The organism is Hydrogenibacillus sp. N12 (assembly GCF_019645935.1).
GTDB lineage: Bacteria > Bacillota > Bacilli > Thermicanales > DSM-22653 > Hydrogenibacillus > Hydrogenibacillus schlegelii.
The window spans coordinates 1,145,232-1,171,873 of sequence record NZ_CP080953.1; the positions used below are offsets into that span (position 1 = coordinate 1,145,232).

The 26,642-nt window shown below is 68.2% G+C and carries 24 protein-coding genes; 13 read left to right on the top strand and 11 right to left on the bottom strand.

The features are described 5' to 3' along the window. Window positions 1-21 precede the first annotated feature (21 nt). Complete coding sequence (locus tag K2M58_RS05345) at window positions 22-324, top strand: Fpa/YlaN family protein (protein ID WP_220678582.1); 303 nt, start codon at window positions 22-24, stop codon at window positions 322-324. A 114-nt stretch (window positions 325-438) separates the two neighbouring features. Here the strand turns inward: K2M58_RS05345 and K2M58_RS05350 are convergent, their stop codons facing one another. The 5 genes from K2M58_RS05350 to ftsW all read right to left on the bottom strand — a co-directional run bounded on the left by K2M58_RS05350 (window position 439) and on the right by ftsW (window position 6,278). Next, on the bottom strand, window positions 439-603 hold the full coding sequence (locus K2M58_RS05350; RefSeq protein ID WP_220678583.1) for a hypothetical protein: 165 nt from the start codon (window positions 601-603) through the stop codon (window positions 439-441). Between the two features lie 92 nt (window positions 604-695). Beyond that, window positions 696-2,174 (bottom strand): Ger(x)C family spore germination protein, encoded by a 1,479-nt coding sequence (locus tag K2M58_RS05355; protein WP_220678584.1) that lies wholly within the window; start codon window positions 2,172-2,174, stop codon window positions 696-698. Further along, window positions 2,167-3,318: a GerAB/ArcD/ProY family transporter gene (locus K2M58_RS05360; RefSeq protein ID WP_220678585.1), complete on the bottom strand. Its 1,152-nt coding sequence runs from the start codon at window positions 3,316-3,318 to the stop codon at window positions 2,167-2,169. The genes K2M58_RS05355 and K2M58_RS05360 overlap by 8 nt, the downstream gene beginning before the upstream one ends. Next, a complete protein-coding gene (locus K2M58_RS05365; protein ID WP_220678586.1) occupies window positions 3,315-4,946 on the bottom strand; it encodes a spore germination protein in 1,632 nt (543 codons plus the stop codon). The genes K2M58_RS05360 and K2M58_RS05365 overlap by 4 nt, the downstream gene beginning before the upstream one ends. Window positions 4,947-5,141: 195 nt before the next feature. After that, window positions 5,142-6,278 (bottom strand): putative lipid II flippase FtsW, encoded by a 1,137-nt coding sequence (gene ftsW, locus K2M58_RS05370; protein ID WP_220678587.1) that lies wholly within the window; start codon window positions 6,276-6,278, stop codon window positions 5,142-5,144. Window positions 6,279-6,373: 95 nt separating this feature from the next. Here ftsW and K2M58_RS05375 point away from each other — a divergent pair, with 95 nt between their 5' ends. Continuing rightward, window positions 6,374-6,814 (top strand): CBS domain-containing protein, encoded by a 441-nt coding sequence (locus K2M58_RS05375; protein WP_220678588.1) that lies wholly within the window; start codon window positions 6,374-6,376, stop codon window positions 6,812-6,814. A 327-nt stretch (window positions 6,815-7,141) separates the two neighbouring features. On the opposite strand, the gene K2M58_RS05380 is transcribed toward K2M58_RS05375, so the two are convergent. Next, window positions 7,142-7,393, bottom strand: coding sequence for a DUF2626 family protein (locus K2M58_RS05380; RefSeq protein ID WP_220678589.1), 252 nt, complete (start codon window positions 7,391-7,393; stop codon window positions 7,142-7,144). A 159-nt stretch (window positions 7,394-7,552) separates the two neighbouring features. Next, complete coding sequence (locus tag K2M58_RS05385) at window positions 7,553-8,251, bottom strand: helix-turn-helix transcriptional regulator (RefSeq protein ID WP_220678590.1); 699 nt, start codon at window positions 8,249-8,251, stop codon at window positions 7,553-7,555. Window positions 8,252-8,417: 166 nt separating this feature from the next. Between K2M58_RS05385 and K2M58_RS05390 the strand changes: the two genes are divergently transcribed. Then, window positions 8,418-9,092 carry a hypothetical protein gene (locus tag K2M58_RS05390; protein ID WP_220678591.1) on the top strand — a complete coding sequence of 225 codons (675 nt, stop codon included), beginning with the start codon at window positions 8,418-8,420 and terminating at the stop codon, window positions 9,090-9,092. 136 nt (window positions 9,093-9,228) lie between these two features. Here the strand turns inward: K2M58_RS05390 and K2M58_RS05395 are convergent, their stop codons facing one another. The 4 genes from K2M58_RS05395 to K2M58_RS05410 all read right to left on the bottom strand — a co-directional run bounded on the left by K2M58_RS05395 (window position 9,229) and on the right by K2M58_RS05410 (window position 13,586). Beyond that, window positions 9,229-10,359 carry a Ger(x)C family spore germination protein gene (locus tag K2M58_RS05395; protein WP_220678592.1) on the bottom strand — a complete coding sequence of 377 codons (1,131 nt, stop codon included), beginning with the start codon at window positions 10,357-10,359 and terminating at the stop codon, window positions 9,229-9,231. Between the two features lie 41 nt (window positions 10,360-10,400). After that, window positions 10,401-11,585 carry a hypothetical protein gene (locus K2M58_RS05400; RefSeq protein WP_220678593.1) on the bottom strand — a complete coding sequence of 395 codons (1,185 nt, stop codon included), beginning with the start codon at window positions 11,583-11,585 and terminating at the stop codon, window positions 10,401-10,403. After that, window positions 11,585-12,940, bottom strand: coding sequence for a spore germination protein (locus K2M58_RS05405; protein WP_220678594.1), 1,356 nt, complete (start codon window positions 12,938-12,940; stop codon window positions 11,585-11,587). Before K2M58_RS05405 ends, K2M58_RS05400 begins: the two co-directional genes overlap by 1 nt. Before the next feature lie 139 nt (window positions 12,941-13,079). Beyond that, window positions 13,080-13,586: an N-acetyltransferase gene (locus K2M58_RS05410; protein ID WP_220678595.1), complete on the bottom strand. Its 507-nt coding sequence runs from the start codon at window positions 13,584-13,586 to the stop codon at window positions 13,080-13,082. Between the two features lie 308 nt (window positions 13,587-13,894). On the opposite strand from K2M58_RS05410, the gene K2M58_RS05415 reads away from it, so the two are divergent. The 10 genes from K2M58_RS05415 (at window position 13,895) to mraY (ending at window position 26,596) form a co-directional block, all read left to right on the top strand. Beyond that, on the top strand, window positions 13,895-14,281 hold the full coding sequence (locus K2M58_RS05415; protein ID WP_220678596.1) for a DUF3397 family protein: 387 nt from the start codon (window positions 13,895-13,897) through the stop codon (window positions 14,279-14,281). A gap of 102 nt (window positions 14,282-14,383) precedes the next feature. Then, window positions 14,384-15,640: an adenosylhomocysteinase gene (locus K2M58_RS05420; protein ID WP_220678597.1), complete on the top strand. Its 1,257-nt coding sequence runs from the start codon at window positions 14,384-14,386 to the stop codon at window positions 15,638-15,640. Window positions 15,641-15,757: 117 nt separating this feature from the next. Then, window positions 15,758-16,189, top strand: coding sequence for a division/cell wall cluster transcriptional repressor MraZ (mraZ, locus tag K2M58_RS05425; RefSeq protein WP_066202294.1), 432 nt, complete (start codon window positions 15,758-15,760; stop codon window positions 16,187-16,189). A 178-nt stretch (window positions 16,190-16,367) separates the two neighbouring features. Beyond that, window positions 16,368-17,285, top strand: coding sequence for a 16S rRNA (cytosine(1402)-N(4))-methyltransferase RsmH (rsmH, locus tag K2M58_RS05430; protein WP_220678598.1), 918 nt, complete (start codon window positions 16,368-16,370; stop codon window positions 17,283-17,285). A gap of 31 nt (window positions 17,286-17,316) precedes the next feature. Then, window positions 17,317-17,898 carry a hypothetical protein gene (locus tag K2M58_RS05435; protein WP_220678599.1) on the top strand — a complete coding sequence of 194 codons (582 nt, stop codon included), beginning with the start codon at window positions 17,317-17,319 and terminating at the stop codon, window positions 17,896-17,898. Next, window positions 17,898-20,132 (top strand): penicillin-binding transpeptidase domain-containing protein, encoded by a 2,235-nt coding sequence (locus K2M58_RS05440; RefSeq protein ID WP_220678600.1) that lies wholly within the window; start codon window positions 17,898-17,900, stop codon window positions 20,130-20,132. The genes K2M58_RS05435 and K2M58_RS05440 overlap by 1 nt, the downstream gene beginning before the upstream one ends. A 211-nt stretch (window positions 20,133-20,343) precedes the next feature. Continuing rightward, window positions 20,344-22,296: a stage V sporulation protein D gene (locus tag K2M58_RS05445; RefSeq protein WP_252393545.1), complete on the top strand. Its 1,953-nt coding sequence runs from the start codon at window positions 20,344-20,346 to the stop codon at window positions 22,294-22,296. A 333-nt stretch (window positions 22,297-22,629) separates the two neighbouring features. Further along, entirely contained in the window at window positions 22,630-24,147 is a 1,518-nt protein-coding gene (locus tag K2M58_RS05450; RefSeq protein WP_220678601.1) for a UDP-N-acetylmuramoyl-L-alanyl-D-glutamate--2,6-diaminopimelate ligase, read from the top strand. Beyond that, on the top strand, window positions 24,138-25,637 hold the full coding sequence (gene murF, locus K2M58_RS05455; RefSeq protein WP_220678602.1) for a UDP-N-acetylmuramoyl-tripeptide--D-alanyl-D-alanine ligase: 1,500 nt from the start codon (window positions 24,138-24,140) through the stop codon (window positions 25,635-25,637). Before K2M58_RS05450 ends, murF begins: the two co-directional genes overlap by 10 nt. Next, a complete protein-coding gene (gene mraY, locus K2M58_RS05460) occupies window positions 25,637-26,596 on the top strand; it encodes a phospho-N-acetylmuramoyl-pentapeptide-transferase (RefSeq protein ID WP_220678603.1) in 960 nt (319 codons plus the stop codon). The genes murF and mraY overlap by 1 nt, the downstream gene beginning before the upstream one ends. The last annotated feature ends 46 nt before the right edge of the window (window positions 26,597-26,642 follow it).

Here is a 26,642-nt window from a genome sequence, read left to right on the forward strand (position 1 = left end):
TTGGCTTGGGGGGAACGTCGGATGCGGGCACCGGAAGACCTGGCGGCACGGGCGCTTCAGCTCATCCTGAGCGACGCGGAGCAGATCGAACGGCTGATCCGCGTCCAGCTCGACAATTTAACGATGCCGCACTGCCCCCTGTACGAAGAAGTGCTCGATACGCAGATGTTCGGCCTCTCGCGGGAAATCGACTTTGCCGTCCGCCTGGGTCTGATCTCGAAGGAACAGGGGCGACAGATTCTCGATCATCTGGAAAAAGAGCTCACCGAACTGTACAACGCCCACGAGCGCCGCTCGTCGGAAGCCCGGCTGGGATCCGGCTGAGCGGCTTTATTGTCCGGACGCGGGACGGACACGTCGGCGCCGGATCCGGAAAGAGCGCCGTAAACCGCAGGGCACCGAGGACGAAAGGCTCGCCGACGAGGCGGAGAACCGAGGCTAAGTCCCGAGGCGCATGATCCACCAGGCGGCGATCGGAAGCACCGGCCCGAGGACGGCGAGAAAGGCGCCGCTTGCCCGGTGCCCTTCCCGCCACTCGTCCCGGGCCGCCTTGAGGCTGTAGAGGCCGGCGGCGGTGGCGAAAAGAAGCGTCATCAGATCCACGGTCGACTCCTCCTTTCCGCTTTTGCCACGCGTTCCGGCGGGCCGGGACGGGGGAACGATCCGGCCGGCCGGGAGGGGCGGGCTCCGCCACGTCATACGGGCGGCCGGATCGTTCGCCGGCCTAACAAATCCTCAAGCGGCCGGCTTCTTTCGTCCGGCTTGAACTGTTTGCCGAAGTCGATCATCTCGATCCGGTAGCGGACCCGGACCCGGGCGTCGGGAAAGCGATCGGCGAAGTCGAACCGCTCCCAGGCGTCCCACGTCCAGAATTTCTGCCGGGCGTAACGGGCCCAGTCGAAAAGGTCGACCCGCCATTCCTTCTGCGCCTTGTGGAGGAGCCGCGCGGTCTTTTCGTCCATCTGCTCAAGGATGGATTGAATTAATTTTTTTTGCAGCGACCGGTCGGTGACGTAGTCAACCTTGCTCGGGATGGAGAGGACCTCGACGTAAAACGGGACGTCGACGGTGATCTCCATCGGATCTCGGGATAGGTCGATCCGGATGAGGGGCGGCGTCTCGTTTTTGATCCGGGTGCTGACCTGAAAGCTCGGTTTGACGGGATCGCGAAAGCTCATGTAATACGAAGCCACGCGGAGCTTGTGCGCGAGAAGGAGGGCAAGCCGCGTCTCTTCGCCGGTCAGGGCGCCGATCATCTTCCCGCGGTAGACGACTGCCGAACCGATCATCTCCACCGGATCGCCGCCTTTGATCTCGGCTTTACCGGCGGTCGTGTCGTCCATGCGGCCTTTTTCCGCCGGCAGCGTTCGCCGGGCGGAGGCGTAGACGAAGAGATACGGCTGGTCGGCGGCGTGGGCCCGGAGGTAGTCGTTCATGCTGGAGAGGGGCACGATGCCGGTATCCTTCCAGCGGTTCAGCTTGTAGCGGTAAAACTCATAGATGAGCGTCTCGAAGCGGGGGACGTTTTTCCGGATAAAGTCTTCCGCCCGCTCCTGAGTGATGATGACCGGCGTTTCCCGGCGCATCTCCGGATCCCGGATCGTCATCGCGAGGACGGAATACAGATCGACGTTCCGGGCGAGGTCTTCGCTGATGAGGAAGGCCTGCGTCTGGGAGATGTTGATGCGGCGGGTGATGACGGCGTTGGCGAGGTCTTTCGTCATGAGTGGCGTCGTGTTTTTGAGCGTGATGTTCGTCATCCGGGGCTCCCCTTCGGCGGCGGTGCCGAGGGTGACGGTCGCCTTCTGGGTGTTCACGATCTGAAGGGTCACGTCGAGAAGCCCCGGCCGCTCGCCCCGGTCGAAGCCGATCGCGGTGACGAAGGCGATGTCTTCGAGCTCGACCTTATCCCAGCAGCCGCCGAGGAAAAGCGCGAGCAGTGCTGCGCCCAGCCCCTGGACCAGGCGCCTTCCGACGGACCGGCGCCCCGGACCGCCCGTCCGGCCCCTTTCGCCCGCCGCGGCGCTTCGCCCCTTCCGGCACCGCCCGGCGCCTCGGCCGCCTCTGTCCCCCCCGCCGCCCCGGTCCTTCCTGTGGCGCCCGGCGCCGCCCACCCCCGACGATTCGGCGGCCTCCCTGGCGGCCTCAAAAATACGGTCTTTCCCGTTACGCACGGCGCCGCCCCCTCCCGCTCCCCCGGCGGGCTTTCCGGTAATAAAGGACGCCGATCAGGATCAGGGACGGAAAGACGACCGCGGTGAGGAGAATGAGCTCCGCGTCCCGGTAGGCGTACTGGCAGGTAAACGATCGGTACGGGTACAGCCCGGCGACAAAAAGGAGGCCGATGAGGGGGATCGTCAGGCGTTGAAAGACGCCGGCGCCGAGGAGGGCCTGAAGGAGCCAGAGATCGAAGTACAGATAGATGGCAAAGTGGACGACGGCGGCAATCGCCCAGATGGCGAGAAAAATGGCCTCGACGTGGTTGATGTACCAGCCGAAGTGGGCCAAGCGCGTGAGCTGCTGGAAGGGATACACCAGGCCGTTCACCGCCGGATAGCCGAAGGCGGCGATGTAGACGAAAAGAAGCGCCGCGATCGACAGGGCGCCGAGGCCGCCGCCCAGGACCACCCCCCGCCAATACGTTCGGGCGCCGCCGACGTAACGGTCGGCGACAAGGGCGAGGTAGAGGAGGTCGACGTAGAGGGCGAGGTGGGTGAGGGGGCCGGTGAACGCTTTTTCCCCGGTGCCGAGCAGGGGATAGATCTCCCGGTAGTCGAGGACGTCGAAGATGCCGACGAACAAAGCGACGTAGCCGAGCAGGGCGTACGGGAGAAGGAGCGACGCGAGACGCCCGATCGTCTCGATTCCCTTCGCCGCGACATAGCCGGCGACGATGAGGAAAAGGCCGTAGAGAAAGACGCCCGGCGTCTTGGAGAAAAACATCACCTCGAGAAGCAGCGCATACGCCCGGGCGTTGAGCACCGTCGCCATGAGAAAAAGGATCAGCCAAAGCCCGAAGACGAGGCGGACCCCGCCGCCCCCAAGGACGTCTTCGGCGAGGGCCCAGATCCCCCGGTCGCCGGCGGCGGAAAGGAGCCGGGCGGCGAGCCAGAGAAACGGGAGGACGTAGGCGAAGCCGGCGAGGGCGCTCATCCAGGCGGCGTTCCCGCCGAAGGTGATCCAAAACTCCGGCGTCGTATCCGTCCCCTTGAGGCCGAGAAGAAAAAAACTCATCGCCAAAAGCTCCCGGAGGCCGATCTGTTCGTTGCTGGACGGGTTCGGCCGGTGGACCGCCTCGCCGGAGAGGCCCAGCTTCATCGCCCGGCCCTCCCGGATCGGTCGGCCCGCTTCGCCTGTGCCCGCTTTTCCGCCCGGTGCCGACTCAGGCGCCCGAAGAGGGCGAAAAAGCCGCTCGCGTCGAGCCGGGTCTTCGTCCGGGGAAGAAGCGCCTGCGGCAGCGTCGCCTCCTCCGGGGCCGGCCGCCGGAGGAAGACGTCCTGCGACGACGGCATGTACGGCGCCCAGGGGGCGTAGTAGCCGACGCCGAACGACTTGAAGGAGACGGCGTAGGCGAGGGTGACGGCCAGAAGCAGGGAGAGGCCGAGGAACCCGAGGAGGGCGCCGGCGACGAGGAAGGCGAACCGGCCGATGCGGAGGGCGAGGTTGAGAGAAAGGTCTGGCTGGGTGAAGGAGGCAAGTCCGGTGATGGCGACGACGATGACGAGGATCGGGCTCACGAGGCCGGCCTGCACCGCCGCCTGGCCGAGGATGAGGGCGCCGACAATGCCGATCGTCGGGCCGATCTGGGACGGGATGCGGACGCTCGCCTCCCGGATGAGCTCGAAGCTGAGTTCCATCAGGAACACTTCCAGCACCGCCGGGAAGGGGACGACCTCCCGGGAGCCGCTGATCGACATGAGGAGGTCGAGCGGGATCATCTCCACATGGTAGTTCGTCGCCGCGACGTAAAGCCCCGGCGTGAGGAGGGTGAGGAAGAAGGCGAAGGTCCGGATCGAGCGGATGAACCAGGCGTAGGGGAGCCGCTGGTAGTGGTCTTCCGAGGCGTGAAAGACGTTCCAGTACGTCGCCGGGGCGATGAAGGCGTACGGCAGGTTGTCCTGGAGGATGACGACGTGGCCCTCCATGAGGTGCGCCATCGCCCGGTCTGGCCGTTCCGTCGTCAGCATCGACGGGAGGAGCGAATACGGCCGCTCTTCGATCAGCTGCTCGACGTTTTTCACCCAGTCGTATTCGAGGGCCTCGATGGCGTCGAGGCGGCTTTCGATGTCGGCGACGAGATGGGGGTTGGCGAGGGACTGGATGTAGGCGACGGCGATGCCGGTGCGGTTTTTCTGGCCGATTTCCCGCCGGCGGACGATGAGGTCCGGCGAGCGGACGTAGCGTCGGAGGAGGGCGACGTTCGTCTCGAGGCGCTCGGTGAAGCCTTCCTGAGGGCCTTTGAGGACGTTTTCGTTCGTCGGCTTATCGATATTCCGGACGGGGTAGTCGTCGAGGTTGAACGCATACGCCCGCCGGAGCCGGTCGATGAGGAGGACCGGATGGCCGTCGACGAGGGCGTTTTCCACCGCTTCCATCGTTTCGAGGACGACGATGTCGAGAGCGGTGAGTCGCTGATCCCGGAGCGGATCGTGGGTGCGGACGCCGTCTTTGCGGCTGATCGGCCGGATGATCGCCCGTTCGATGAGGTCTTCGTCGGCGATGCCGCGAAAATAAAAGAGGGCCGCCGCCCGCCGGCCGTAGACGAGCTCCCGGCGGCGGAAGTCGTCGTTTGCCTGAAAATGAAACGCCGCCTCCAGCCGCCGGATCGCCGGGGCGAGCCGCCGGGGGATCGGCGTTTGGGGCTGGGTCTTTTTTTTCGCTTCTGTGCGCCGCTTCAGTTCGTCCCGATGGGTGACCAGGGGGTTTTTCCGCCACACGGCCAACACCTCGCCGGCCGTTAGTGTTTGCCGCGGGAGGAAAAACATGTACGCCCGCCGCGGCGGCGGGCGCCGTGTTTTCCGGACTTTCGATGAGGCGCCGCCGTCCGGCGAGGGGGCCGCCGGACCGCCCGGCCGCCGGATGAAGCCGTCTCCGGTGGGCCCGGCCGCTTTTGGGGGATCGGCCCGGCCGCTTTCGGGCCGCTAGCGGCGGGGAAGCTCCCGGGAGAGGGCGAGGACCCAGCCGGCCAGAAGATGCGTCACGACGAGGGACGAGCCGCCGTAGGAGATGAGGGGAAGGGTCACGCCGGTGATCGGCAAAAGCCCGGTCACGCCGCCCAGGTTCATGAGCGCCTGCACCGCGATGGCGCTCATGGCGCCGACGCCAAGGAGCTTGGCGAACGGGTCCGGGTGCCGGAGGGAGAGGACGAATCCCCGGCCGATCCAGGTGGCGTAGGCGAGGAGAAAAACCCCGGCGCCGAGGAAGCCGAGCTCTTCGGCCAGAACGGCGAAGATGAAATCGTTATACGGGAACGGAAGATAAAAAAACTTTTGTACGCTTTCTCCGAGTCCGACGCCGGCGAGGCCGCCGTGAGCGATGGCATAAAGGGACTGGATGAGGTGAAAGCCGCTCCCGCCGGGATCCTGCCACGGGTCGAGAAAACCGGTGATTCGCTTCAGCCGGTACGGAAAGAGGACGATCGCCAGCGCCAGCGGCGGGAGGCTCAGCGCGGCGACGGCGAGCAGGTGACGGATCCGGGCGCCGCCGGCAAACAGGACGAGGAAGGCGGTGCCGACGAGGATGAGGGCGGTTCCGAGGTCTTTTTGCACAATGAGCGGGAGGGCAAACGCCCCGACGACGACGAGGGGCGGCAAAAATCCCCGGGACCACGTCCGCACCTGGGGCCCTTTTTTGCTCAGAAGGTGGGCGAGGTAGAGGACGAGGGCGGGTTTGGCGAGCTCGCCCGGCTGGACGCTCAGACCGCCGAGGCGGATCCACGTCCGGGAGCCGTTCAGCTCGACGCCGAGGTGGGGGAGGTAGACGGTAAACAGACCGGCCCACGCGAGGAAAAGAAGCGGCAGCGTGAGTTTTCTGAGCTGAGCCGGCCGAACGTTTTCGGCGAGGAAAAGGGTAAACAGGGCAACGGCGAGCCAGAGGGCCTGCCGCCGGACGAAGTAAAACGGATCGCCCCGCTCCGCGGCGGCGAGGGGGAGGCTGGCGCTTCCGACCATGATGAGGCCGAAAACAGAGTGCGCCACGGTCAAAAACAAAAACAGAAAATCCGGTGCCCGGCGCCGGAGGGCCGCCTCCGGGCGGGAGGACGTTCGGGCTTCGAGCATCATCCGGCGCTCCTTCGCCGGCGGCGATCGGACGCCTTTCGGCGGGATAAAAGTCGACGCCGCGGCGGACATTAATCGCGAGGAGGTGGAAGACGATGCAGGTTCAGGAGATCATGGCCAAGCGGGTCATCAGCGTCAAGCACGATGACACCGTTCGAACCGCCGCGCAGCGGATGCGGGATCACGAGATCGGCGCCCTGCCGGTCCTGGACGCCCACGACCGGCTGGCGGGGATCCTCACCGACCGGGACATCGTCCGGCGGGTCGTCGCCGAAGGGAAGCCCGACACGACGGCGGTCAAGGAAGTGATGACGCCGAACCCGGTGACGGTGTCGCCGACGGACGACGTGCGTTTCGTCGCGAAGCAGATGAGCGAAAAGCAGATCCGGCGGCTCCCCGTCGTCGACGGCGGCCGGGTCGTCGGCATGGTCGCGGTCAAGGACCTCGCCGATCACACCGAGACGCTGAAATACACCGACACCGTCATCCGGGAAGTGTCGGAAGACTACGCCGAACACCGGCAGGAAGTCCACTGACGTCCGGCCGGGGCGCGCCGGCGCGCCCCGGCTTTGGGACCATCTCCGACGCGCGATCTCGAGCGCGATGATGGCGCGGGTCTAGACGATGAAAGGGAGCGCGAGGCGCTCCCTTTCATCGTGTGCGTTTCTTAGCCGCTGGGCCGGCGCCCCGCCGGTGCGCCCTCCGCAGGCGTCCTGATCCCCGGCTTCCGAGGTCGGGGGCGCCCTCCGGCTTCAGGCCGGAGCTCCCGACGGCCGAAGCCGTCATCGGCGTTCGAGACCCGAGCCGGTGCCGGGCGCCCAACGCTCGTTCCGGTGACCGGCTGCCGTTGCCCGAAACGGCGGTCAGCTCCCGAGGCCCGGGCCGGTGAGCGGCAAAGCAAAGAAGATGACGTACAAAAACGCCACGAACGCCACGACCATGTAGCCGTTGAAGAGAAGGAGGTAGGTCCGCTCGCTTAAACCGAGGTAGCTCAGGGCGGCGAAGACGGCCGTCTGGGCGAAGAAAATGAGGGCCATCGGCATGAGGTCCATCCAGAAACCGATCAGCGCGATGATGAGGGAAAAATAGGCAAGCACGCGAAACATCCGCGCCATCCCGGCATCACCCCCTGGGCTTATTATACCGGATTCTGCCTGTCGATTCGAGCCTCGCTTCGTGGTGGCACCGCCGATCGCGACCTCGTTTGTCGCGCCCCATCGCTCGAGACCGCTTCGCCCGGACCGGGGAAAGTATCCTTCACTGCGGCGCGAAGACTAAGGGAGGCGGACGGCGATGTAGCGGCAGACCGGCGCTCCGTCGATCATCGACTGCTCTTCGATGAGATCGCTCTTTCCGAGAAAGGCCCGGAAGATGCCTTTTAGATAAGCGTGGTGCAGGGTGCAGACCGTCGGATGCCGGAACGCCTGTTCCTTAAAGGCGCAGCTGTGGACGGCCAGGCGAAAGGCGTCCTCATCGATCGGCTCGACGTCCGGCGAAAGGCCGGGATCGCCGGAGAGGCGCCGGACGTGTTCGACGATCTCTTCCGGCGTGAGGGTCTCCGGCTTCAGGTCGTGTTCCTCGATGTAACGCCGGGCGAGGTCGTAGCCTTTTTCTTCGGCCACGGCGGCGATCATCTGCTCGCCGTTGTGTTTGAACCGCTCGAGGGCGGTGAGGGCGATGTCGGCCAGCGTCTCGTAATCCCGGTGGGGGAGCGATATCGAGACGCTTTTGTCGACCGCCCGGTAAAGGCGGCCCGGCCGGCCGCCGCGGCCGGTATGCTCGATCTCGCCGACGACAAGCCCGACCTCTTCGAGCCGGCTTAGGTGAAGCCGGGCGACGTTCGGGTGGATGCCGAACTTGTCGGCGACGTCCTGAACCGAGACGCCTTCAGGGGTGTTGAGCACGTGCTGGTAGATGGCAAAACGCGTCGGCACGGCGAGGGCGGCGCTCAGGCGGATGAGGCGGTCGTCCATCGTTCAAGCTCCTTTTGTGCCGTTTTCAAACAAAGTATAACCGATCCGTCCGTCGCATGAAAGCATTTATTAATTTGCATCTTTATGTTTGTGGATTTTGGTGTTAGAATATACGTAAATCACCCTGAGTTTCTTTTTTGTAAAACAGAGAGAAAGGGGAGGGACCATGTCGAACGAACGATGGCCGCTCGTCGACGGGGCGTCCGTTCCGGAGGATGGGGCGGACGCGGCGCGCGCCGCTTCGGCGGCGGAGCGGTCCGGAGCGGAAGAGAGGCCGGATGCGGCGGAAAGCGAAGCGCGATCGTCGGCCGCACCAACCGCCGAAGGGCGGTTCCGGCGATATGACAGCTGGAAGGACGAAGAGGACCGGCTGCTGGCTTCTCTCGTCCTCGACTACGTGCGAAACGGCCGAACGCAGCTCGAAGCTTTTGTCGAGGCCGCCGGCCGCCTCGGCCGGACGGCGTCGGCGTGCGGATTTCGCTGGAACAAGGCGCTTCGGACCTTCTACCGGGATGAGCTGGAGGCCGCCAAAAAAGAGCGGCGGGAGCGGCGCAAGGGCCGGAGCGCCGCCCGGGCCGCCCTCGCCCGGCGGACCGAATTTCAGCCGAAGCTGAGCGTTCTCCTCGCCATGGTGCACGACCTCGAGCGAAGCGTTCGGCGCCTCAAGGAAGAGGTATACCGCATTCAGGCCCAGTGGGAGGCGGCCGCCCTGGCGCCGGAGGAGGCGGAAGACGCGTCGTGGGGCGTCCGGGGCGCCTCGGGCGAAGCGGTGGCCGCCGGTGGGTCGGAGACCCGGCCGGAAGAGGCCGGCGAGGCGGAGGGCCGGGCGCTGGAAGGGTGAAGTCTGTATCCGGCCGGCATCCGGCCGCGGCCCGGCCGGCGCCCTATGGCCGCCGGATTCGGACCGCGGTTCGGCGTTTGCTCTTTGCCCGGCGCCCCGGGGGCCGGGCAGGTTTCGGCTTCCCCGGGCGCGGCGGTCAGCGGAGGACGTTTCCCGTCTCGTAGACGACGATGTGCGTTCGGACGGTGAAGTCGAGCGATCGGATCACCGCTTCCGGGTCCCCCGAGGCCAGCCCCCGGGCGGCCGCCCGAAGGCCGAGGCCGAGGGGATCGACGCCGGCCTCCTGAAGCCGGCGGAGAAGGCTTTCCGTCCGCGTTTTGACGTCCGCCTCGATCGCGCGGGTGATCGCCGGCAGGGCGGCCGTTTCTTTTTGCCGCTCGTCGATCGAACCGTAAAGCTCCACGTCCACGACAAGGCGAAGGGTCCGGCCCCGGCTTTCCACCGTGAGGCGGGTCCGGGCCCGGTTCGGGTCGGCCTGGAAGTAGAGCCGGTCGCGGCCGAAGACGAAGTCGACGTTGGCCGTCTCCCCCCGGAGAAAGTTCAGCCACTCCGTCTCCTCCGGCGAAAGGACGAGCCGGAGGCGGGATTTGTCGAACAGGCCGCTTCGTTCGATGCGAAACGCCTTTTTGCCGGCGGCCTCGACGAGGGGGAGGATCGGGTCGAGGCCGGGCTCGTAGAGCCGCCGAACGACGTCGAACAGGTAGGCGTGGGTGATGTAAGGGCTTAAGGTGCCGGATCCGTCGAGGGCGGTAAAGAGGCTGTTCGACGGGAGCCGCTCCATCGGCGGGCTCACCCGGAGCGCCGCCTCGGCGCTCGGTTCGGCAAGGGCGACGAGGGCGATCCCCTGGATCGTCTCCATGCGGATAAACCAGTCGAGCGTCTCCCGGAGGGGGCGGTCTTCCGCCAGGTCCCGACCGATGAAGATGAGCTTCGTGTGGCTGAAGTCGAACGCGTTTTCGTTCATTCCCTGCAGCCGGTGAACGGCTTCGGCGATGAGGCGGCCGTCGGCGGTGAGGAGGAGGAAGCGGTTTTCGCCGGATTTGATGTCGGCCGTCGGGATGGCGATCTTGAGCGTCACCCGAAGGGGGCGGGCCGGATCGCCGCTTCGGTCGACGCCCATGGCGACGACGAAGCTCCGCTTGTCGATGTCCTTGTAGGCGCAGCCGCCGGCCTGCAGGGCGCCGGCCAGGGCGGCCAAGACGAGGAGCATCCGCGGAAGGGGCGCCGACCGACGCCCCGGCACGAGAGGCAGGAGGAGAGGACGCATCCGGCACCTTCCTTTATATGCGGCCGCCCTCGGCGGGGGCTTCAGCGGGACGGGTCCGCGCGGCGGCGCCGGCCTGCAGGGCGGCGCCGGCGGCCGCCCGAGCCGGTCCCGCCGCCCTTCCGTTTGATTGCCCAGGCGATCAGGGCGAGGGCGAGGAGCTCTGCCGGGACGAGCTGGGCGAACCAGAGGCGGCTTACGGCGTAGAGGCGGTCCATCGTCCATTCCCGGTAGACGGCGGGGATGACGAGGCCGGCAAAGGCGGCCAGGGCCGCCTCCGGCCAGCGGGCGGAAAGCCAGCCGGTGAGGCGGGCGCGGACGTTCGACGCCGCCTTGGCCGGGGCGGCGGTCAGGGGAGCGAGGAAGCGGAGGGCGACGTGCCAATGGAGGATGGCGTTTAAGATCGCGACGTTCAGGTAGCCGATCAGGACCGGGTAGAAGGCCCGCTCGATCGGCGCGTGCTCGATCCGGAGGGCGTTGGCGGCGATGACCCACGGGTACGCGTAGAGGGCGACGGCCTCCGTCCCGAGGAGGGCGATCGGGAGGACGAACAAAAAGGCGTACAGCCCGCCGCCGAGGGCGGCCATGAAGGCGATCCGCCGGAAGGGGTAGTCCGGCGCGAGCACCCGGTGAAAGACGGTGAGGTTCAAAAACCCGGCAAACGGATACGTGGCGGCGCTCAAAGACAGCCAGTCCGGCCGCCCCGTCTCCCGAAGGAGCTTCGCCACGCCTTCCCAGAGGAGCGGCTGGCCGCTCAGGGCGGCGCCGAAGGTGATGAACAGAAGCGGCAGCGTCAGGATGAACGAAAGTTCGAGCCCGAAGAGGACGTTCGGGGTGTCGAAGCGGGCGATGAAAAAGGCGAGGAGGAGAAAGAGCCAGAGGAGCGCCTGGGCGGGGGCGTCGACGTTGAGATATTTGGCGCTGATCTCGGTGATGAGGTACAGGTTGAACGTCCCGGCGACGAGCCACTCGAGGGCGAAAAGGGCAAGGAGCGGCGGGCCGAGGGGGGCGGGGAGTGCCGTTTTCCAGAGGGTGGGGATGTCGATCTCGGGCGCCCGGGCAAGAACGCGGGTGAAGAAGACGAAGTAAACGGACGAAAAAAGCCATCCGGCGGCGAGATCGAGGAAAACGCCGGCGTGGCGCCGCTCGAGGAGCAGCCGCGGGACGGTGCCGATGCCGTTGGCGAGGACGTTGACCAGAAAGAGGTAATACAAAAAGCGCGGCTGCATCAAGCGCCCTCCGGTCCTTTTTCCGTCGGCTTCCGGTCAAAGGGGAGGTACAGGTACGGCTCGCCGAAGCTTTCTTTGCCGGCGAGAAAGAAGATCAGGCCGACGAGGCCGATGCCGAGGCCGACGAGGCCGTAGAGGGAACAGAGGAGGAGGATCGGGTAGCGGGCGATGCGGACGGCGTAGAACATGGCGTTCACCGGGATGACGAAGCTCGAGATGGCGACGACGGCGGCGACGATGAGCATGATGTCCGAGACGAGGCCGGCGGCGGTCATCGCCTGGCCGAGGATGAGACCGCCGACGGTCGTCGCCGTGGCGCTGATGGACTTCGGCAGCCGGACGCTCGCCTCGAGGAGGAGCTCGAGGGCGATCATCATGAAGAGCATCTCGAAAAAGGCGGAAAACGGCACCGCCGCCCGGCTCCCGGCGATGGAAAGCGTAAGTTGCGCCCGGAAGACGCCGGGGTTGAACGCCGTGAGGGCCACGTAAAGGCCTGGGGTGATGAGGGTGACGACGAGGGCGGTGAAGCGGAGGCCGAGGAAAAACGTCCGCACCCAACCGGGGTAGTACAGGTCGTCCATGGCGCTGAAGAAGTCGAAAAAGTACCCCGGCGCCACGAGGGCAAAGGGCGTTCCGTGGATGAGGACGACGACCTTGCCGCGATTGAGCTCGTAGACGATCCGGTCCGGCCGGTCGGTGACCATGAAGGTCGGAAAAAGGGTTCGATGCGGGCGGGCGAAGGCCCGTTCGAGCTGTCCCGCGGCGAAGAGGACTTCGATCCCGCCTTTTTGCACTTTTCCCCGGAGAATGGCCAGGCTCTTCGGGCGGACCCGCTCCGCGTCGTAAAGGATGGCGATGTTCGTGTGGCTTTTTTCCCCGAGTTCGGCGAGTTCGACGGCGAGGGCGGCGTTCCGGTAGCGGTTTCGGAGCAGGTGGACGTTGATGAGGAGGTTGTGGCCCAGGGCGTTTTGCGGCCCGTGGAGGGTCGTTTCGATGTCGGCGGGAAGCGGCTGGTCGTCTTTGACGATCCGGATGTCGTAAAGGGACGCCCGACCCCGGTAGGCGACGAGGAGGTGGCCGTTTAAGACGAGGTCGACCGCCGCCTCCGGCGTCGTGTAGGGCACTTGAAAGACGAGGGAGGCGAGGTAGTCGGCGAAGGCGTCGCCTTCCGCCTCGAAAAACGGCCGGATGAACTGCCGGACGACCTTGTCCTCGTCGGCGATCGTCTTCAGGTAGACGACTTCCATGCGCTTGTCGCCGGCGACGAGCGACCGGGCGACGAGGTCCTGGGCGCGTTCCAAGGCTTTTTGCACGGCCAAAAGCCGCTCGTCGGTGATCTGGGCGGTCTCGTGCATGGCGCTCCCGGGCTTTCCAGTTTTCGGTGTGCTTCGGGATGCGATGGGTTCGTCTGCCAACCCTTAGTCTGCCAAGCCGCCCAAAAAACATGCGCCTCCGGCCCTGAAGCCGGGAGGCGCAGCGAAAAAAGGATGGGAGTCAAGCGTTTGGCTTTCGGCCTTCTCCTCGGGGCTTCGTCGGGGCGAGGCGGACGCCCTCCGGCAGCCAGACGTACGGGTTTTCGCCTCGGTCCCGCTCGGGATCGTACTTGACCGGAACGAAGCCGAGCTTTTCCCAAAACGGCGCCGAGCCGAGGCGGGCGTTCGTCTTGATCGGCTTGCCGAGGCTTTTGGCGTGTTCGACGAGCATCCGGCCGAGGCCGCGGCCCCGGTACGCCGGCAGGACTTCCAGCTTCATGAGTTCGTAAAAATCTTGTGGCGGATCGAAGTAGCGGTCGTATTTGGCGTCGATGAGATAGAGGCTCATCCGGGCGACGAGGGCGTCGCCGTCGTAGATGCCGTAAAAGGGCGAGTCGGCGTCGTCCTCGATGATGTTCGCCTGAAGGTCTTCGAGCATCGAAAGCTCCTGCAGCCCGTACTCGCGAAATTTCTTGAATTCTTCCAGCGTTTTGTAGTTGATCTTGAGCCGCTCGACGGCAAACGGCATCGTTCACACCTCCGTCCGTCCTTTAAGGCCAGTTTACCGGAGGCGGCGGGCCAGCACAAGCCGCCTTGCCGAAAGGCGGCCGGGCCGACGCCTGAGCGGACCGCCGGCCGCGGGTGAAAGCGCGCCGGGCGGTGAAGGCGCGCGGGACCGCGGGGGGGCGGGATCAGGAAGGAATCGGGAGCCTCGGCGTCGAAAGACACGTCCGAAAGACCGCCGCGGTCAAACGGCGTCGGTCCGGGCCGGGAAGTTTCCGGCGACCGGCATCCGGCGACGCCGTCCGGCGGCGGACCGGTGAAGCGGGGGATTCGATGGCCCAAGTCGTCAAGGCGCTCCTCGGCGTCCTCATCCTCCTGCCGCCGCTTCCGATGGCCCTGGCCTGGGTCGTGGCGCTCCGGGCGACGGGCGACCGGCGGGAAGCGACGCTCTGGGCGCTCTACGTCGGGACGGTCTTTTTTCTCCTCGCCGACGCCGCCCTCTGGCAGGAAGTCGCCGGCGGCATCGCCGGTCTCGTGGTGACGCTCGCCGCCGCCGCCCTGGCCGGCGGCACGCTGGCGGTGGCGTTCGTCCGTCGCCGGCCGTCTGTCGGCTGGGCCCGGGCGTTTCGGATCGTCTGGCTCGCGGCGCTTTTTGTGTTTGTGATAGAATATGGCGTGCTGTTTCTGATCGGCGTCTTCCGGACGTGGGCCGGCGGATAGGTCGCGGGCCTCGGCTTGGGCCGCGGCCGACGCGGCCTTTTGGCCGGACCTTTCGCCGGTCGGGTCCGGCGGCGCGGATCGAGCACGGAAAGGGGTGGCGCGTTGGACGGACGGTTCAACCGGGCGGCGGATGCCGACGCCGGACGAAAAAAGATCGAGTGGGCTCGCCGGCACATGCCGGTCCTCGGGGCGATCGCCGAGCGGTTTGAGCGGGAGAAGCCGCTCGCCGGGGAGCGGGTGTCGATCGCGCTCCACCTCGAGGCGAAGACGGCGGTCCTCGCCCTCGTGCTTCAGGCCGGCGGCGCCGAGGTGACGATCTCCGGCTCGAACCCGCTCTCGACCCAGGACGACGTCGCCCACGCCCTCGCCCGGGCCGGGGTGCGGGTCTTTGCCCGGCGGGGGGTGTCGGAAGACGAATACCGGGCGCTCCTCCTGGACAACCTCGAGGCGTCGCGGCCGACGCTTCTCATCGACGACGGCGGCGACCTCGTCAAGCTTCTCCATGCCGAGCGGTCGGACCTCGCCGGCGGCGTCAAAGGCGGCGCCGAAGAGACGACGACGGGGATGACCCGCCTCCGGGCGCTCGCCCGGGAGGGGCGCCTCGCCTTCCCGATGGTCGCGGTGAATGACGCCCGGATGAAGCATCTTTTCGACAACCGTTACGGCACGGGCCAGTCGGTCATCGACGGGATCCTTCGGACGACCAACCTCACCCTGGCCGGGAAGACGTTCGTCGTCGTCGGTTACGGGTGGTGCGGCAAGGGCGTCGCCCTCCGGGCCCGGGGGATGGGGGCGGACGTCGTCGTGACGGAGATCGACCCGGTGAAGGCAATCGAGGCGCACATGGAAGGGTACCGGGTGATGCCGATGGCGGAGGCGGCGGCGGTCGGGGATCTCTTCGTCACCGTCACCGGCGGCTACCACGTGATCGGAGAGGCGCACTTTCCCCGGATGAAAGACGGCGCCATCCTCGCCAACGCCGGCCACTTCGACGTCGAGATCGACCTTGAAGCCCTCCGGCGGATGAGCGTCGAGGTGGACGCCGTCCGGCCGAACGTCACCGCCTACCGGCTGCCGGACGGCCGGACGCTGTACGTCCTCGCGGAGGGACGCCTCGTCAACCTCGCTGGCGCCGACGGTCATCCGGCGGAGATCATGGACATGACGTTTGCCCTGCAGGCGCTCTCCCTCGAATGGCTCGCCCGGGAACATCGCGCCGGCCGGCCCCTTCCGCCGGCTTTGCACCCGGTTCCGGAGGCGATCGACCGAACGGTGGCGGAGATGAAGCTCCGGACGCTGGGAATCGCCATCGACCGGCCGACGCCGGAACAGGAGGCGTACGCTGCCCGCTGGGCGTGAATGGTGCATAACTTTTACGGACGAATCCTGCCCGCCGGGCAGGATTTTTTTTTGGCCTTGTCGAAGGGAACAGGTGGAGCAAAGTGGTGGATAGTGGGGAATAGCGGGGGGACGGACGTGTTTCTCGGCGAGTACCGGCACGCCCTCGACGAGAAGGGGCGGCTTACGCTGCCGGCCCGGCTCCGGGAGGGCCTCGGCGAGCGCTTCGTCCTTACCCGCGGCTTGGAGCAGGCGCTTTTTGTCTATCCTCTGGAAGAGTGGGAGAAGATCGCGCAAAAACTCCGGGCGCTCCCGTTTACCCGGGCCGACGCCCGGGCGTTCACCCGCTTTTTCTTTTCCGGTGCGGTGGAACTTTCGCCGGACCGGCAGGGGCGGATCACGATCCCGAAGCCGCTTCTGGAGTACGCCGGCATTGAGAAAAACTGCGTCATCCTCGGGGTGATGAACCGGGTGGAGATCTGGGAAGAAGGGCGCTGGGACCGCTACGCCGCCGAACAGAGCGCCCTGGTGGCGGAGACGGCGGAGCGGCTTCTGGACTTCGAGGGGTGACGGTTCGTCGAAGGCCCGAACGGGCGGAGGCGGTCCGCTCGGGAAAGGAGGGGCAGGCCTGGTTCGGCAGAGCTGGACTTCGAACGGGAATGCGGCCGGCGAAGGCGGTGCGGAGGGGACGGGGGACGGTCGGAATGCCGGCCATCCTCCCGATCGGCCGGAGGGCGACCACGTCTCGGTGCTCCTTCAGGAGACGATCGAGGCGCTCCGGATCCGGCCGGACGGGTGGTACGTCGATGCGACGTTCGGCCGCGGGGGCCACAGCGGGGCGATCCTGGCCCGGCTCACGAGCGGTCGGCTGATCGCCTTCGACCGGGACCCGGCGGCGATCCGGGCCGGCGAGGCGCGCTTTCCGGAGGCCCTCCGGGCGGGAACGCTTCGCCTCGTGAAGGCGAATTTTGTCGAGCTGGGGCGGGTGCTGGAGGGGTTGGGGGCGCCGGCGATCGACGGGATCGTCTTCGACCTCGGCGTCTCGTCGCCGCAGCTCGACGACCCCGCCCGGGGGTTCGGCTACCAGGTCGAGGCGCCCCTCGATATGCGGATGGATCCGGAGCAGCCCCTGACGGCCTACGCGATTGTGAACGAGGCCGATGAGGCAACCCTGCAGAGGATTCTCCGGGATTACGGCGAAGAGCGCTTTTTCCGCCAGATCGCCCGGGCGATCGTCCGGGCTCGGGCCAAGGCGCCGATCCGGACGACGACGGAGCTCGCCGAAATCGTCAAGGCGGCGATTCCCGCCCCCGCCCGCCGGACGGGGCCCCATCCCGCCCGCCGGACATTTCAGGCCCTCCGCATCGCCGTCAACGACGAACTGGAGGCGCTTCGCCGGGCGCTCCGGCAGGCGATCGACCGGCTTCGGCCGGGCGGGCGGATCGCCGTCATCAGCTTTCACTCTTTGGAAGATCGCCTCGTGAAGGAAACGTTTCGCGCGGGCGCCGATCCGTGCGGCGCCCGCGGGCTTCCGCCGGAGCTTCCGTGCGGCGAGACGCCGACGCTTCGCCTCGTCACCCGACGGCCGATCGTCCCGGGAGCGGCGGAGGTCGCCGCAAACCCCCGCGCCCGATCGGCGCGGCTCCGGGTGGCGGAACGGCTCTGAGGAGAGGACAGGAAGACGGGGGGCAGCGAACATGGCGCGCACACGGGTGTCGGGAAATGCGTTCCTTCAGGAAGAGCCGGTGCTTTCCGCCGGCCCGGCCGGCCTGGTGACGGCCCGGGCGGGGGCAGCGGCCCGTCCGAGGGCGACCGCTTCGCCGAATCCGGCTTCTTCGGCGGTGGCCCGGACGGCCGCGGCCCGGAAGGCCGGCCTGGAGGCCGGGGAAAAGCTCCTCTACTTCGGTTACGTCTTGGTCCTCGCCGTCGTCTATCTGGCCGTCCTCGGCCGAATGGCTCAGGCGGTTGTGCTGAACGACCGGCTCGTCCGGACGACGGCCGAGATCGAGCGTCTGGAGCGGGAAAACGCCGCGCTCACGCTGGAAGTGGCCGAGCTCAAACGGCCGGAACGGATCCTCGCCGTGGCCCGAGACATGGGGCTCAGGCCCCGCCCCGAAAGCGTGGCGGTGATCGCGGCTCTGCCCCGGGCGGCCGATGCCGCGGGTTCCTCGCCCCTCGCGCCGGCGCCTGAGGCGGGATCCGGCAATGAAGCGGGTTCGGCGGAGGCAAAGGCGGCGGCCGGCGGCGGGACATCGGCCGGCGAAAGCGGGATGCCGTGATGCGCCCTGCCGATCGGACGCGGGGCGCGCCCGGCGCCGGCATCGTCCGGCGCGGGCTTCTTCTCGCCGGCGGGATCGTCCTTTTGTTCCTCGCCGTCCTCGGCCGACTCTTTTACCTGCAGGTGCTCTCCGCCGAGCCGCTCGTCGCTCGGGCCGCGGTCCAGTGGCAGGCGAAGGAGACCCTCCCCGCGAAGCGGGGGACGATCTACGACCGGAACGGGACGCCGCTCGCCGTCGACGGGCCAGCGTACGACGTCATCGCCGTGGTGAGCCCCCGGGCGCCGGATCACGTCGTCGATCCCGCGCAGACGGCGGCGGCGCTGGCCCCCCACCTCGGCATGCCCGCCGCGCGCATCGAGGCGCTTCTCCGGCAGCCGGGGCGGTATCAGGTGGAGTTCCGGCCGGGCGGCTGGAAAATTTCGCCGGAGACGAAGGCGGCGATCGAGGCGCTCCATCTTCCCGGCATCGTCTTCGTCGAGGACCGGCGGCGGTACTACCCGTTCGGCGCTTTTCTGGCCCATACGCTCGGGTACGTCGATAAGGAAGGCGAGGCCCGGATGGGCCTGGAGGCGGCGCTGGATGACGTCCTCGCCGGACGAGACGGGGCGCTCAAGCTCCTCGTCGACGGCGGTCGCCGGTTCCTTCCCGGCGGCGTTCAGGATTATGTGCCGCCCGTCGACGGGAAGGATGTCGTGCTCACCATCGACCAGACGATTCAGACGTTTGTCGAGGATGCCCTCGATGCGGCGGCGGAACAGGTTCGGGCGAAGCATCTCCTTGCCGTCGTCGCCAACCCGAAGACGCTCGAGGTTTACGCCCTCGCTTCCCGCCCCCACTTCGACCCAAACGACTACACTCGGATCACGAACTATCTGAATCTGCCGGTGGCGTTTGAATTCGAGCCGGGGTCGACGTTCAAGACGATCACGCTGGCGGCGGCGATCAACGAGGGCGTCTACAACCCGGACGAGACATACCAGGCCGGCGTCTATCGGTCGAAGGAGATCCGGCCGCCGATCCGGGACTGGAACGACGTCCGGGGCTGGGGGACGATCCCGTTTCGGGACGCCTTCGTCCGCTCGAGCAACGTCGGCATGACGATCCTCGGCTACGAGCGCCTCGGCCGGGAGCGGCTCGCCCGCTACTACGAAGCGTTCGGCTTCGGGGCCCGGACGGGCATCGACCTGCCGGGGGAGGCGGCGGGAAGGGTACCGGACCTTCGCCTCGTCCCGCCCCGGGACGTGGCCTCGACGACGTTCGGCCAGCGGATCGCCGTAACCCCGATCCAGATGGTGGCGGCGGTGAGCGCCGCCATCAACGGCGGGACGCTCATGCGGCCGTACGTCGTCCGGTCGATCGAACGGCGGGACGAGGGCATCGTCTATGAAGCGCGGGAGCCGACGGCGGTGCGCCGGGTGATTTCGCCGGAGGCGTCGGCCCGCGTGCGGGAGGCGATGGCCGCGGTCGTGGAGTCGCCGGTGGGGACGGGCCGGGCGTTTGCCATCCCCGGCTACCGGATCGGGGGCAAAACCGGGACGGCGCAAAAGCTCAGCCCGGACGGGACGTATCGGGACGGGGCGTATATTTATTCGTTCATCGGCTTTGCCCCCCTCGACGACCCGGCGGTGCTCGTCTACGTCGTCGTCGACGAGCCGGATCTTCCGGCGACGTCGAGCGGCGAGGTCGTGGCGCCGATCTTTAAGGCGATCATGAGCCAGACGCTCGCCTACCTGGACATCCCGCCCGAGGGGGGCGGGCGCCGGAGCGCCGGCGGCGGGAGCGCCGCGGAAAACGGGGATGCCCCGGCGCCGGATCGGCTCCGCGACGCGCCTCCGGCCGGTGAAAAGCGGGCGGCGGATCAGGCCGTTCCGGCGGATGGGACGGCCGCCGGCGGCGCTCCGCCTGCCGCGGAGCAGGGCGTTCCGCCGGCGGCGGATCGGGGGATGCCTCCCGCCGGCGAAGTTGAGAGGAGCGCGACGCCGGCGGAGGAGGCGAAAGGCGACGCCCCTTTGACGGTGTCCGTGCCGGACGTCCGGGGCCGTTCGAAAAAGGAGGCGGCGGCGCTCCTTCAGGCGGCGGGGCTTGAGGCCGACTTCGACGGAACGGGATATGCCGTCGCCCAGGATCCGGCGCCGGGAAGCCGGGTCGCGGCCGGGACGGCGGTCCGGGTCCGCTTCGAGCCGCCGGCGCCGCCGCCTGGGGCATCCGATGCGCCGTCCGGATCGGGCGGCTGAGCGTCCGGACGCCGGGCGGCCCAAGGTCCGTCCGTCGGGCGGCCGGGCGTTCCGATCGGGTCGGTCGTGCGGCGCGCCGCCGCGGCGGAGGGGTGAGCCCGTTCCGGAGGTCGGCCGAAGAGCGGCCACCTTGCGAGGGGCTTCGAGGGGGCCCGTCCGCGGGAACGCCCCCGTTCTAGTCCTCTTTCCCCGGACATACGGTGGGGAGGGGATGCGAAAGGGGGCGATGGCGACGAACCGGACCGTCCGGAGGCGGATCGCGTTCTTCGGCCTCCTTGTCGGGGCCGGGCTCTTTCTCATCGCCGTCCGCCTGGCGTATCTCATGCTCGTCCAGGGCGATGCGCTCCTCGCCCGGGCCGAGGCCCTCTGGACGCGGGAGGTGCCGTTTGAGGCGAAGCGGGGGCGGATCCTGGACCGAAACGGCGTCGTCCTCGTGGACAACGAAAGCGCTCCGAGCGTCCTCGCCGTCCCGGCCCAGATCACCGATCCGGAGGGGACGGCCCGGGCGCTGGCGCCGGTCCTCGGCATGGCGGAATCCCGCCTTCGGGAGCTTCTTGCCCGCCGGCAGCTTCTCGTCCGCCTGGCGCCGGAAGGACGGCGGCTTTCCCTCGACCGGGCCGCGCAAGTCGAGCGCCTCGGCCTTCCGGGGATCTACGTCGCCGAAGACTACCGTCGGGTGTATCCGTACGGGACCCTGGCGGCGCACGTCCTCGGGTTCGTCGGCGCCGACAACCAGGGGCTTTTGGGCCTCGAACGCGAGTACGACGCCGTCCTCGCCGGCCGGCGGGGCGCGATCGCCTTTTACGCCGATGCCCGGGGCCGTCGGATGCCGGGGCAGCCGACGCGATATGTGCCGCCGGAAGACGGCCACGACCTCGTGACGACGCTCGACGTGCGCATTCAAGAGATTCTCGAGCGGGAGATGGCGGACGCCTGGCAGACGTACCGGCCGAAGAGCATCATCGGCCTCGTCGTCGATCCGAAGACGGGCGACGTGCTGGCGATGGCGTCTTACCCGACGTTCGACCCGGCCGACTACCGCGCCTACCCGCCGGAGGTGTACAACCGCAACCAGCCGATCTGGCGGATGTACGAGCCGGGGTCGACGTTTAAGATCATCACCCTGGCGGCGGCGCTGGAAGAGAAAAAGGTCGACCTCGATCGGGAGCACTTTTTCGATCCCGGTTCCATCGTCGTCGCCGGGGCGAGGATCCGCTGCTGGAAGCCCGGCGGCCACGGCGATCAGACGTTTTTGCAGGTGGTGGAAAATTCCTGCAACCCCGGCTTCGTCGAACTCGGCCTCCGGCTCGGCAAGGAGACGCTCATGCGTTACGTCCGGGCGTTTGGGTTCGGCGCCAAGACGGGGATCGATCTCCCCGGCGAGGCCACCGGACTTCTTTTTTCCGAGGCGCGGATGGGTCCGGTGGAGCTGGCGACGACGGCGTTCGGCCAGGGGGTGTCGGTGACGCCGATCCAGCAGGCGATGGCCGTCTCGGCGGCGATCAACGGGGGGACGCTTTACACGCCGCATCTCGCCAAGAAGATCGTCGATGCGAAGACCGGCGCGGTCGTCCGGACGTTTGCGCCGGAGGCCAAGCGGACGGTCGTCTCCGAGGCGACGAGCCGGGAGGTGCGGCGGGCGCTCGAGTCGGTCGTCGCCAACGGCACCGGAAGCCGCGCTTACGTCGACGGCTACCGGGTCGGCGGGAAAACCGGGACGGCGCAGAAGGTCGGCCCCGACGGCCGGTATCTCGCCGGTGAGTACATCGTATCGTTCATCGGCTTCGCGCCGGCGGACGATCCGGTGGTCGTCGCCTACGTGGCCGTCGACCATCCGGAGGGCATTCAGTTCGGCGGTGTCGTTGCGGCGCCGATCGTCGGCCGGGTGCTGGAGGATGTGCTCAACGTCCTGGACATCCCGCCCCGCTCCGGCGGGCTCAAGAAGTCGAAATACGTCTATCCGGAGATGCCGCCGGTGGAGGTGCCGAACTTCATCGGCATGAGCGTCGACGCCCTGCGGCGAAGCTTCTACACGTTCTCCCTCGAAATCGAAGGGACGGGCGACGTGGTGATCGATCAGGCGCCGGCGCCGGGGACGAAGCTCGCGCCGGGGGGCAAGGTGCGCCTTTACCTCGGGCCCCGGCCGGACGGCGGCCGGCGGTAGGACGGCGCATCCGAAGGCGCGCGGCGAATCGGCAATGCGCCTTCCACGGCGGCGTGTCGCGAGTCGGCGGCGGCCGGCTCTTGCGTCGGGCGTTAAAAAAGAGTATGGTGAAGGGCGTCTGCGTCCGGCCTTGGCCCGAAAGCCGGGCCGCCTGAAGGCCGGACCGTCCGGGGACATCCCCTTCGGAACTTGAAAAGGCACACCCATGAATTCGGAACCTGACAAGCCCAATGATACCTGACGAATCCAATGAAACAAGTCCAATGGAAAAGGTAGACGAAGCCGCCGGAACGGATAGACTGAAAGAGGCGGCTGGAAAGGACGGCGCACGGCATGCGGCTGGTCGAACTGGTGCAAACCCTTCCGTTTGCCCGGCTTTTCGGCGCCGGCGAGACGGCGGTCGACGGGGTGGCGATCGACTCTCGCCGCGTCCGGCCGGGGGATCTCTTCGTGGCGCTTCCGGGGACGCGGGCGGACGGCCACGCCTTTTTGGCGGAGGCGGCCGCCGCCGGCGCCCGGGCGGCGGTCGTCGCCCGGGGATACGGGGAGGCGGCGGCGCGAACGTTTTTGGCGGCGGTGGAGGTGGCGGAGCCGAAGCGGGCGCTTCCGCTCATCCTCGCCGCCTTTTACGGGCAGCCGGCCGACGGACTTCACCTGATCGGTGTGACGGGAACGAACGGGAAGACGACGACCACCGCCCTCATCCGGCACGTGCTCGAGGCGGCGGGGGTGCCGACGGGGCTCATCGGCACGGTGGAGGTCGCCTACGGCGACCGGCGGGAGCCGGCGCAGGCGACGACCCCCGATCCGGTGGCGCTCTTTGCGACGCTTCGGATGATGCGGGCGGCCGGCGTCCGGGCGGTGGCGATGGAAGTGTCCTCTCACGCCCTCGACCAAGGGCGGGTGGCCGGCCTCCGCTTTGACCAGGCGGTCTTCACCAATCTGACGCAGGATCACCTGGACTATCACGGGACGATGGAGGCGTACCGGGCGGCCAAGGCTCGGCTCTTCCAGGGCCTCGGCTTTGCCGGCGGCGTGGCGGTCCTGAACGCCGACGACCCGGCCGCTTCGTTTTTCGCCGGGGAGACGGTGCGGCCGGTCGTCCGCTACGGCCTCCTCCGGGACGGGGAGCGGCCGGAGGAGCGCTTTCGGAGCGGGGTGGATGTGCTGGCCGCCGGGGTGCGGCTCGACCGCACCGGCTCGTCCTGGACGCTTCTTGCGGCGGACGGCCGGTCGGCGCCGGTCGAAATGCGGCTCATCGGCCGCCACAACGTGGAAAACGCCCTGGCGGCGGCGGCCAGCGCCCTCGCGTTCGGCCTCGACGTCGGGACGATCGCCGAGGGGCTCCGGACGGCGGCGCCGGTGGCGGGCCGGCTGGAGCGGATCGACTGCGGCCAGCCGTTTTCGGTCTTCGTCGATTACGCCCACACGCCGGACGGCATCCGGCAGGTGCTCGCCGCCGTCCGGCCGTTTGCCCGGCGGCTCATCGTCGTCTTCGGCGCCGGCGGGAACCGGGACGCGGCCAAGCGGCCGCTCATGGGCCGTGCCGCGGCGGAGGGGGCAGACGCCCTCGTCGTCACGTCCGACAACCCCCGGGACGAGGATCCGGAGGCGATCATCCGGGACATCCTCGCCGGCATCCCGGCCGAGGCCCGGGAACGGACGATCGTCGAGGTCGACCGGCGGCGGGCGATCGAGCGGGCGGTGGCGCTGGCGGAGGCGGGCGACGTCGTCGTCATCGCCGGGAAGGGCCACGAGACGGGACAGATCGTCCGGGGAACGGTGCATCCGTTTGACGATCGGGTGGAGGCGCGGCGGGCGCTCGAAGGAGGGGGCTTCCGGTGCTCCTGACGCCTGCGGATGTGGCGCGGCTGGCGGAAGCGGTCGTCGGGCGGCCGGACGGCGCCGGCGGGAAGGCGGCCGGCGGCGGGCGTCCGGCGGTGGACGGGCGGTCGGGCGGCGGTGCCGATCGCGCAGGGAACGGGGACGGGCGGCCGGCAGAAGGGCCCGGGTTCTGGCGGGCGCCGTTTGCCGGGGCGTCGATTGACTCCCGGACGGTCGGGCCGGGGGAGCTCTTCATTCCGATCCGCGGCGAGCGGTTTGACGGACACGATTTCGTTCGGGAGGCCTTCGCCCGGGGGGCGAGGGCGTCTCTCTGGCAGAAGGATCACGGGCCGCCGCCGGAAGGGGGGCTCTATTTCATCGTCTCCGACACCCGGCAGGCGCTCCTTTGCCTCGGGCGGGAAAACCGGCGTCGGTTCGGCGGGCCGGTCGTCGCCGTGACCGGTTCGAACGGCAAGACGACGGCGAAGACGCTCCTCGCCGCGGCGCTCTCGACGCGGTACCGGGTGCTCGCGACGGAAGGGAATCGGAACAACGAAATCGGGCTGCCGCTCATGCTGCTCCGGCTTTCTTCACTTTATGATCTGGCGGTCCTGGAGATGGGGATGAACCACGCCGGGGAGATCCGCCGGCTTTCGGAGGCGGCGGAGCCGGACGTCGGGGTCGTGCTCAACGTCGGCGAAGCGCACATCGGCCTCCTCGGCTCCCGGGCGGCGATCGCCGAGGCGAAGCTGGAGCTTTTGTTCGGCCTCTCCCCGGCCGGCGATCTTTTTTATCCGGCGACGGAACCCCTCGTGACGGATCATCCGGCCGTCCGCGCCTATCCCGGTCGGCGGTGGCCGGTGGGCGATGGGGGACGGGTGGCGGCGCGCCTCGTCGACGATCACGGATGGGACGGGACGGTGTGGGCGGTCCGGGTCGACGGGGGGGCAGAGGCCGAGCTCCAGGTACCGCTTCCCGGCGAAGCGCTGGGGACGGTCGGGGTCTTTGCTTCCGCCGTGGCGCGGCTTTTCGGCGTCGGGCCGGAGGCGGCGTCCGCCGCCTGGCGGAACCTTCCGCCCCTTCCCGGGCGCATGCGCCGGCTTCGCGGGCGGAGCGGGATGACGCTCATCGACGATGCGTACAACGCCGCGCCGACGTCGGTCCGGGCGGCGGTCCGGACGCTGGCGAAGGTCCCCGGCTACCGCCACCGGGTCGCGGTCCTCGGGGAGATGTATGAGCTCGGCCCGCACGGTCCGGCGCTTCTTCAGGCGCTCGCCGAGGAGCCGGCCTTTCAGGCGGTCGAGGTGCTGACGGTGGGTCGGGAGATCGCTCTTCTTGCGGAGGCGCTTCGGGCGCGGGGACGGGCGGCGCGGCATTTTGAAGACGAGGAAGCGCTCCTCGAGGCCCTATCGGCCTACGCCCGTCCGGAGGCGATCGTCCTCGTGAAGGGTTCCCGGGCGGCGGGGCTCGAGCGGATCGTCGCGGCCCTCTCGGCGCCGGACGGGGTGGATCGGTGATGGCGGCGCGCCTTCTCGGGATCGCCTTTGTCACCGGTTTTTTGGCGGCGGCGGCGGTGGGTCCGGCCGCCATCCCGCTCCTCCGCCGGTTGAAGTTCGGCCAGGCGATCCGGGACGAGGGACCGGCGTGGCATGCCGGCAAGGCCGGAACGCCGACGATGGGCGGCGTGATTTTCATCGTCGCGGCGCTTTTCGGGGCCTTTTTGCTGGCGATGCCGTCGGCGGAGCTTTATCTCGTCGCCTTTGCCTTCCTCGGCTACGGCGTGATCGGCGGCCTGGACGACGGGATCAAGATCGCGCTCCGGCGGAACCTCGGGCTTACGCCGCTTCAGAAGCTCGCGGCGCAGGGGCTTTTGGCGGCGGTGTTTTTCCGGCAGTACGTGGCGACCGGCTTTTCGACGGCGCTCGAGACGTACGCCTTCGGCCGGGTGGAGCTCGGCGATGCCTATTTCTTCGTCGTCCTTCTCCTTTTTCTCTCGGCGACGAACGCGGTGAACCTGACGGACGGCCTGGACGGGCTCGCGGCGGGGGCGATGCTCTTGGCGTCGGCGGCGTACGCCGTCCTGGCGTGGTACGGGTCCCGCTTCGATCTGGCGATTTTCAACGCCGCGCTGGCGGGGGCCCTCGGCGGATTTTTGCTGTATAATGCGCATCCGGCGCGGGTGTTCATGGGCGACACCGGCTCGCTGGCGCTCGGCGGAGCGCTGGCGGCGTCGGCGCTTCTGACGAAGACGGAGCTCCTCCTCGTCTGGCTCGGAGGGCTTTTCGTCATCGAAGCGCTGTCGGTCATCTTGCAGGTGGCGTCGTTTAAGCTCCGGGGGCGGCGGATTTTTCGCATGAGCCCGCTGCACCACCACTTCGAGCTTGTCGGCTGGAGCGAGTGGCAGGTCGTCCTGGCCTTCTGGACGGCGGAGGCGGTGTTGGCGTTTTCCGCCGTCGCCTGGGCGATCGGCCGCTGAGGCCGGCGGAGGGCTCGGGCGGCGGGGCGTTTTTCTCGGCGGCGGG

Coding starts and splice junctions, on each gene's coding strand:
- K2M58_RS05390 (WP_220678591.1), top strand. CDS start 8,418: ATGTCGAACGAACGATGGCCGCTCGTCGACGGGGCGTCCGTTCCGGAG.
- K2M58_RS05360 (WP_220678585.1), bottom strand. CDS start 3,318: ATGAAGCTGGGCCTCTCCGGCGAGGCGGTCCACCGGCCGAACCCGTCC.
- K2M58_RS05415 (WP_220678596.1), top strand. CDS start 13,895: ATGGCCCAAGTCGTCAAGGCGCTCCTCGGCGTCCTCATCCTCCTGCCG.
- K2M58_RS05375 (WP_220678588.1), top strand. CDS start 6,374: ATGCAGGTTCAGGAGATCATGGCCAAGCGGGTCATCAGCGTCAAGCAC.
- K2M58_RS05380 (WP_220678589.1), bottom strand. CDS start 7,393: ATGGCGCGGATGTTTCGCGTGCTTGCCTATTTTTCCCTCATCATCGCG.
- K2M58_RS05400 (WP_220678593.1), bottom strand. CDS start 11,585: ATGCAGCCGCGCTTTTTGTATTACCTCTTTCTGGTCAACGTCCTCGCC.
- K2M58_RS05410 (WP_220678595.1), bottom strand. CDS start 13,586: ATGCCGTTTGCCGTCGAGCGGCTCAAGATCAACTACAAAACGCTGGAA.
- K2M58_RS05445 (WP_252393545.1), top strand. CDS start 20,344: ATGCGAAAGGGGGCGATGGCGACGAACCGGACCGTCCGGAGGCGGATC.
- ftsW (WP_220678587.1), bottom strand. CDS start 6,278: ATGCTCGAAGCCCGAACGTCCTCCCGCCCGGAGGCGGCCCTCCGGCGC.
- K2M58_RS05450 (WP_220678601.1), top strand. CDS start 22,630: ATGCGGCTGGTCGAACTGGTGCAAACCCTTCCGTTTGCCCGGCTTTTC.
- K2M58_RS05440 (WP_220678600.1), top strand. CDS start 17,898: ATGCGCCCTGCCGATCGGACGCGGGGCGCGCCCGGCGCCGGCATCGTC.
- K2M58_RS05435 (WP_220678599.1), top strand. CDS start 17,317: ATGGCGCGCACACGGGTGTCGGGAAATGCGTTCCTTCAGGAAGAGCCG.
- mraY (WP_220678603.1), top strand. CDS start 25,637: ATGGCGGCGCGCCTTCTCGGGATCGCCTTTGTCACCGGTTTTTTGGCG.
- K2M58_RS05385 (WP_220678590.1), bottom strand. CDS start 8,251: ATGGACGACCGCCTCATCCGCCTGAGCGCCGCCCTCGCCGTGCCGACG.
- K2M58_RS05345 (WP_220678582.1), top strand. CDS start 22: ATGCGGGCACCGGAAGACCTGGCGGCACGGGCGCTTCAGCTCATCCTG.
- K2M58_RS05395 (WP_220678592.1), bottom strand. CDS start 10,359: ATGCGTCCTCTCCTCCTGCCTCTCGTGCCGGGGCGTCGGTCGGCGCCC.
- K2M58_RS05405 (WP_220678594.1), bottom strand. CDS start 12,940: ATGCACGAGACCGCCCAGATCACCGACGAGCGGCTTTTGGCCGTGCAA.